Source organism: Dyella sp., assembly GCF_036746095.1.
GTDB lineage: Bacteria > Pseudomonadota > Gammaproteobacteria > Xanthomonadales > Rhodanobacteraceae > Dyella_B.
In genome coordinates, this window is sequence record NZ_DAIOEU010000105.1 from 1 (window position 1) to 6,928 (window position 6,928).

At 61.8% G+C, this 6,928-nt stretch carries 4 protein-coding genes and 1 pseudogene; all 5 read right to left on the minus strand.

Annotation, left to right across the window (positions count from 1 at the left end; genetic code table 11):
• Nucleotides 1-629: pseudogene (locus V7M64_RS21905) on the minus strand (phospholipase); the annotation flags it as partial.
• Between the two features lie 51 nt (nt 630-680).
• Nucleotides 681-1,439 (minus strand): ankyrin repeat domain-containing protein, encoded by a 759-nt coding sequence (locus V7M64_RS21910; RefSeq protein ID WP_333682256.1) that lies wholly within the window; start codon nt 1,437-1,439, stop codon nt 681-683.
• A 628-nt stretch (nt 1,440-2,067) separates the two neighbouring features.
• Nucleotides 2,068-3,426, minus strand: coding sequence for a UDP-N-acetylmuramoyl-L-alanine--D-glutamate ligase (murD, locus tag V7M64_RS21915; protein WP_333682257.1), 1,359 nt, complete (start codon nt 3,424-3,426; stop codon nt 2,068-2,070).
• A 31-nt stretch (nt 3,427-3,457) separates the two neighbouring features.
• Nucleotides 3,458-4,837: a UDP-N-acetyl-alpha-D-muramoyl-L-alanyl-L-glutamate epimerase gene (gene murL / locus V7M64_RS21920; protein WP_333682258.1), complete on the minus strand. Its 1,380-nt coding sequence runs from the start codon at nt 4,835-4,837 to the stop codon at nt 3,458-3,460.
• 194 nt (nt 4,838-5,031) lie between these two features.
• Nucleotides 5,032-6,928 (minus strand): bifunctional aspartate kinase/diaminopimelate decarboxylase (locus V7M64_RS21925; protein WP_333682259.1); only part of this gene is annotated, 1,897 nt, incomplete at its 5' end.

Genomic DNA, 6,928 nt, shown 5'->3' on the forward strand with positions numbered 1-6,928 from the left:
TCGTACGTAGGCAAGCCGTTTTGTTCGGCGAAGCGTTTGGCTGTGAGCGGGTGCAGGCCCGCGGCGTTGAAAGTGGTGGCCGGGGCGCCGCTGATGGCGGAAGCAGCAGAAGCCAAGCCACCGCCGAGGCTGTGACCGGTGTTTTCGACGTGCAAGCCGTTGGTCCGCAATTGCCAGGCAAGGCGCATGGCGCGATTGTAATAGTCGGTTTCCATACCGATCGATTGCGGGAAGTTGTTGGCGAGGAAGTCCTCCTTAGAGGTATCGCGCAAACCGTTGGAGGTCAACACCTCACCGGTAGAGCCTTTGAACACCGTCGTGGGGTTATAGCCTGGACCCAGTACTGCAGGATCGGGCAGGTAGATTTCGGCGCGGAAGCCAGATTCCTGCGGCTTTAGAAGATCCAGAAACTGCTCATCACTCAGTTGGAGTTGCGACGCGAATCGCCGCACCAAATCTGGATGCTCGCTGACACGCATCCAGCCCGACGGTGGTGCGCCTTCACCTTTCGCAGCGGGATAAATATCCGCGCTCAGCAGCGCCATCTGACGAGCGTGATAGAGCCGTTGCAACTCATCCGCTCTTCGCGCAGAAGCAGGATCGCCATTGTTGCGCAGTTGTTGCAGCAAGGCTTGTTCGTTTTGAAATTCAGGCATGACATCGCTCCGTGATGGATGGGATTACGGCAAGGGAATATCTTTTTCTTCGCTGGGCAGGCCAAAGTCCTTGCGCATGTCGCGATAGACGTCTGGCATGGCCGGGCGCTTGTATCCGTGTTGCAGCAACCATTGCTGGCATCTTGCCTGCCACGCCAGACCCTTCGGTTTTACCGGGGACCAGAAGATGGCTTCGATGGTGCGGGAGCGGCGTGGCGTTGGTTGATTAATCATGTAGTCGATACTGGGGTCGGCGCCATGCTCTAGGAGCCAATAGACTTTGTCGAAGGCCGCCCATTCTGCGTAAACCTGAAGGATGCCGGCCCCCGTGCCAGCAAGGGCGTTCACGTCCGCCCCACGCTCTACCAGCAATTGCACGTTCTGCCATTGGTTGTGCCAGATAAATGCCTGGAACAACAATGTCTCGTTATTCGCATTACGCGTATCGGGATCACCGCCCTGGTCCAACAACAATTTGAGGTAGATGGAGTCTTCCTGTTTCGCCGCCCACACCATGGCGTTACCGTGGTAGCGCATGCCTCTATCCGGCGTCCGATAAGCCTGTTTAATATTCGGATCAGCTCCGTTCTCCAGCATCGCCTTCAACCCCTTGGGGTTGTGCGTAAAGATCGGCCACGCCAACAGCGGCATGCCTTCCTTGCTGAAGACGGCATCCGGATTCACCCCTTCGTCTTTCATCAAACGATGCACTGCCTGCGCATCGCCGTACTCCGCGGCTACCGCCAATGCCTGCGCCTTGGGATCGACAAAGAAATTTTCCACACCGTAATGCGACAGCTGCGCGGACGTAGGTTCACTGCAGCCAGCCAGCACGAGCCAAAATACGGCAACGGCGAAACAAAAATAGCGAGGTTGCAGATGCATTCGAAAGCACCTGAGAAAGCGCATGCCTTGCTCCTTGAAGGGGCCGATGACTTGACAGCTATGCCATCAGCATAAAGTTGCCGGCCTCGCCCGTCTGTCGGCAGAGGCTCACGCGAGTTCGGCAACCCGATGACGCCGCTGCGTCAGTGCAATGTGGGCTTCTGCAAGCTCATCGCATCCGGGCGCGCCACTGGCTGATGCTCGCCCCAGGCCATCGCCTTGAGCGGCGTTTGCGTCGTGCCGGCAGCCAATGGCAGCTCGCGCAGCAGGTGCGCGGTGTCGCCGGTCGCCAGGCGGTCGATGAAGCTGTTTCACCGAGACTTGCGCGTACTCGGGCAGTCAGCATTGAGTTGGCGCAGCAGTGGTTCGCGCAAAGTGGGCAGTTCGTGCAGCAGATGGGTGGATCACCCAGCACCCGGGGACGACTTGCGCGCGGTGGGCTTCGTCCAGCGTGCGGAGGTTGTTCTTTACGCCATTGCGGCGGATTGATCGGAGGCGCGATACACACCGCTGTTAAATGCAGTGCTCAGGCAATGCCTAACCCTTCAATACCCACAATGACCTGCTCATCAAAACCAGCCAACGCAACAAAGCATCGTCCACGCTCAGCGTAATCATGAAATTGATCGAAACTTGGCGCACCCGGGGACAGCAGTACGGTGCCGCCTTCGGGAGTAATGGTGCGGGCCATGTCGATAGCGTCCGCCAGGTGATCGACGTCGCCCAATGGTATTTCCAACCTCGCGGCGCGCAAGGCAGCGGCAATGCGCGGGCCGTTGGCGCCCTGTGCCACGATGCGCAGCGCCTTGCGCGATTTAACGCCTTCGACGAAGGGGGCCCAGTCCAGGCCGCGATCGTGTCCGCCGACGATAACCGTTACTTCGCGATCGCGCAGGCTTTCCAAAGCGGCGAGCGTTGCCAACGGCGTGGTGCTGATGGAATCGTTGATCCAGTGCAGGCCATCGCGTTCGCCCAATGGCTGCAAGCGATGCGGCAATGGGCGGAAAGAAGCTAGTCCTTGCGCAGCGGCAATCGCGTCGATCCCCATCGCTTCCAGCGCCGCGAGTGCTGCGCAAGCATTCAGTGCGTTGTGCAGGCCGGGAACCGACATGCGCTGCAGCGGGAATACGCGCTGCTCGCCGCGATAAATAGCATCTTCCGCCACATGCCAACCTTCCGTTTGGCCGAACAGCGAGCGATGCGGGTGATGCGCCGTCTTCTCCAACAACACTGGCTGCTGTGCATTCACCAACAGCCGATTGGCCTGATCGACCAATTTCAACTTGTCGGCGACGTAGCGTTCGCGCGAGCCGTGCCAGTCGAGGTGCTCCTCGTACAGGCTGGTGATGACGCCCAACTCCAGCGCCCCTGCTTCGCCGGTCTGGAAGCTGGATAGTTCAATGGCCCATAGGTCGGCCTGCTGATCCAGCAGTTCCAGCAAAGGCAAGCCGATATTGCCGGCCAACGCCGTGCGCACGCCTTGTGCGCGCGCAAGATGCGCGATCAATGCGGTAGTGGTGCTCTTGCCCTTGGTGCCCGTGACCGCCACGACGCGCGCCTGCGGGTTCTCCGCAAACCACAGCGCGGTGCCTGACGTGAAACGCGTGCCCTGCGCTTGCGCGGTGATGATGGCGGGTTTGTAGGCTGAAATGCCTGGCGATTTGATGACAATGTCGTAGGCGCTGAGCGCCACCGCATCCGGCTCATGGGGATAAATGCGTAGTGCCGCGTCGAACGCTTGTGCCTCCTCGGCTTCCGACTCGCTGCAATAGAGGGCCAGCGGCAATTCGGGCAGGCGTTTGCGCAGGGCTTGGATCGCGGCGCGGCCTTCGCGGCCGAAACCCCAGATTGCTACGCGCTTTGCCGCAAGGCCAGCGATGCGCATGTCAGGAGCTTCGCAAGAGCGGCCCCTCACCCTAGCCCTCTCCCCGGAGGGGAGAGGGAACTGGCTGTTCGATGCTCGCAAGCGCTGCTTGCAAGCGCAACGGCACGCGATGCTCACCCCCTGGTTGCAACCAGGGCTCCAGCGCCAGCTGCGTTACATCGAGCTGTGGCAGGATTTCGCTGCGGAAGCGCGCGATGAGTGCATCTTCCTGCCATTCCGGCCGTTGGCTCAACGCATACATCGCTGCACGCGCTTCGGCACCCTCGCCCACGCATTCGAACGGTTTGTGGTCGTGGTACTCAAGCAATGCATCGAAACCTGCTGCCTGCGATTCGTCGTCGAGCAGATTGCGTCCGAAGATGGCAAGCAGGCGCGGCTTCGGCAGGAATGGGGCCAGCGCCAGGAACACGAAATGGCATTTCGGGCATTGGCCGCACCAGCGGTCGGCTGGCTTGGGGCCGAGAATCTTGAAGTTGCGGTTGCAACTGGAGAAGACGTCGAAATACGCCGTGTGCCTGGCAAACGCACGCGTGATGGCGAGTTCGGAGTACGGGCGCAACAACGAGCAGTAATCGAGATCGGCGGCAACGTGGGTATGCAGCCAGTCGCTGAGCAGATTCTCGAAGGCGTAACCCTTGCTCCATTGGTGATTGACCTGCTGGCCGTCGTATTCCAGTGTGGCCACCGAGGCGGAGCGCTCGTTGGCGAAGGCGATGCTGTCGAAGCCGTAGAGCACGGCGGCAACGGCGAGGATGGCCGAATTCACCGCCGTCACCGGGATGTGGCCGTTCCAGGCACCCAGGCGATTGAGCTCGAACAATGCCGGTGCGAGCTCGCGCTGTATGTTGAGCGTCGGCAGACCCGTGCGTTCGGCGCATGCTGCAATCAGCGGGGAATTGCCTACCCATACCGCAGTGGCTTCGCCGCCGGTCTGCTTGATCGCTTCCACGGCGACCAGCGAATCCTTGCCGCCACCGATAGGTACGAGCGTGCGCTTGGGCAGATGCAGCGCGGCCGCTTGCACTTTGCCCGGCTCGCCGGAGCGCGGGAAAGCAATGCGTCCGCGCAGGTCGAGCCCGTTGCGATAGGCAAATTCAGCCAGGCCGTGCAGGTACAGGTCATCAAGCAGATGGGCGGTGGCATCGTCGAGCGGGCCATCGGCCACGTCGATTTTCGGCGGCACACCGGCTTTGTAATAGCTGATGCCGGCGATCAGGTGCAGCAACTTTAGTGCGGCGTTGAAGGCGTGCTTGCGCTCGGGTGTCAATGCCGGCGGCGCGGGGAAGCGCACGCGTTCGATCAGTTCCTCGCCGTGGTCGAAGGCATAGGCCAGCTCGGCCACGCCGTCGGCATAGCTGCAGCGGACGAAGCGGAAGACCTGGGTCAGGCGGGGTTGGATCGGTTGGGTCACTCAGAAAACTCCGGCTCTGTTTCGGGTCTTTCACGATGCGTATCGCTCCGTATGGCCGTCATCCCCGCGAAAGCGGGGATCCATCTTTCGCTTTTGTATCAGAGCAACGTGGATTCCCGCTTTCGCGGGAATGACGGCCTTGAGGCAGATCATTTCACCTCCCTCAAAGGAAAGGGAGCGGCGGCTTCCAGCCGCTACTCGATGATGATCTCTTCCGCCTCATTCCGCAGATTGTAAGGCGAGGACATGACTTTGCCGTAGGCACCTGCCTGGGCAATCAGCACCACGTCGCCCTCCTGCGCTTCCGGTAGGTGGCGGTCGGAGCCGATCACGTCGCCGCTTTCGCAGATCGGGCCGACGACTTGGTAGAGCGCGGTGGTCGGCTCGCCCAGGCGGGTGAGGTTGACGATCTCGTGCCAGGCGTCATACAGCGCCGGGCGGATCAGGCTGTTCATGCCGGTGTCCACGCCGAGGTAGCGCCAGGAGCCCTTGCCTTTCTGCTGGGTGACGCGGGTGATCAGCACGCCCGCATCGGCGACCAGGTAGCGGCCCGGCTCCATCCACAATTGATAGTGCGGATAGGCTGCCTTGACCTTGCGCAGCGTCTCTTCCAGTGCGGCGATGTCCAGCCGCGCCTCGCCCGGATGCGACGGCACGCCAAGGCCGCCGCCGATATCAAGAAAGCCCACGCTGCCGATGCGCTCGGCGATGCTGGCCAGCTGGCTGTACACCTCGCTCCAGTGCTTGACGTCGAGGATGCCGGAGCCCAGGTGCGCATGCAGGCCGCGCACCGTCACGCGATGGGTATCGGCCAGGCGCAGGAAGGCGTCGAGCTGGTCCACCGGCAGGCCGAACTTGCTGCCGCTGCCACCGGTGCGCACTTTCTCGTGATGACCCAGGCCCCGGCCAAGATCGATGCGCAGCACGATTTCGCGGCCGCGGAAAACATCGCCCCAGTGCTCAAGCGGATAAAGCGAATCCAGCGATACGGTGGCACGTGTGCTGAAGGTCCACGCGTAATCCTCGCGCGGCGCGAAGTTGGGCGTGAACAGCAACGGCGCAGATTCAGGCACGGCAGCCATGACGGCCTTCAGTTCACCGGGTGACACGCATTCGAAACCAAAACCTTCTTCGGCAATCGCACGCAGGATGGCTGGATGCGTATTGGCCTTCACCGCGTAATGCAGGCGATCCACGGCCGTGAGGGTTTTCAATTCGCGCGCCTGTTTGCGCACAGTCGGCAGGTGATACACGTAGCGCGGCGTGGCTTCGGCGCCCAGCGCCAGCAGTTGATCGCGGCATTCGCTGCGCCACCAGGCATCTGCCGGCGTCACGGTTTCGCCGCTGCCATACAAGGTCTGCCAGCTTGGCCCGAACAAGGCGTTGTCATCGGTGCGCAAGGCACCGGCGGCGATCAGCATCTCGTGTAGGCGCGGCACCAGCTCGTCGACCACGCTCTCGTCCACCACGAAGGTAAGGTTGAGGTTGTTGGACGATTGCGAGATCAGGTGCACGCGCAACTGGCCGAATTCCGCCAGCACGCCGGACAAGGTGTGCAGCATCGAGCGCATGCCGCGGCCGACCATGGTGATGGCCGCACATGGCGCGATCACTTTGACGCGGCACACTTTCGCCAGATCGCTGGCGAGTGCCGCCACGGCATCGGAATCGAGCAGGTTTTCGGTGGGGTCCAGCGATACGGTGACGTTGGTTTCCGCCGAACTGATCAAGTCCACCGACAAGCCGTGCTGCTTGAATTGCGCGAACACGTCGGCCAGGAAGCCGACCTGCTGCCACATGCCCACCGATTCCATCGACACCAGCGTCAGCCCTTTGCGTGCGCTGATCGCCTTGACGCTGGGCGCGTGTTCGCGCACTTCCGGACCGATCACGGTGCCTTCCAGCTCGGGGCGGTTGGTGTCCTTGATCAGCATCGGCACGCGTGGTTCGCGTAGCGGCGACAGGCAGCGCGGATGCAGCACCTTGGCGCCGGTGGAAGCGATTTCCTGGGCTTCTTCGTAATCCAGTTTCTGCAACAGGCGCGCACCGGGCACCTGGCGCGGATTGGCGGTGAACATGCCGGCCACGTCG

Excerpts from the sequence above, each read along its gene's own strand:
- murD (WP_333682257.1), bottom strand. The coding sequence starts at position 3,426 with ATGCGCATCGCTGGCCTTGCGGCAAAGCGCGTAGCAATCTGGGGTTTC.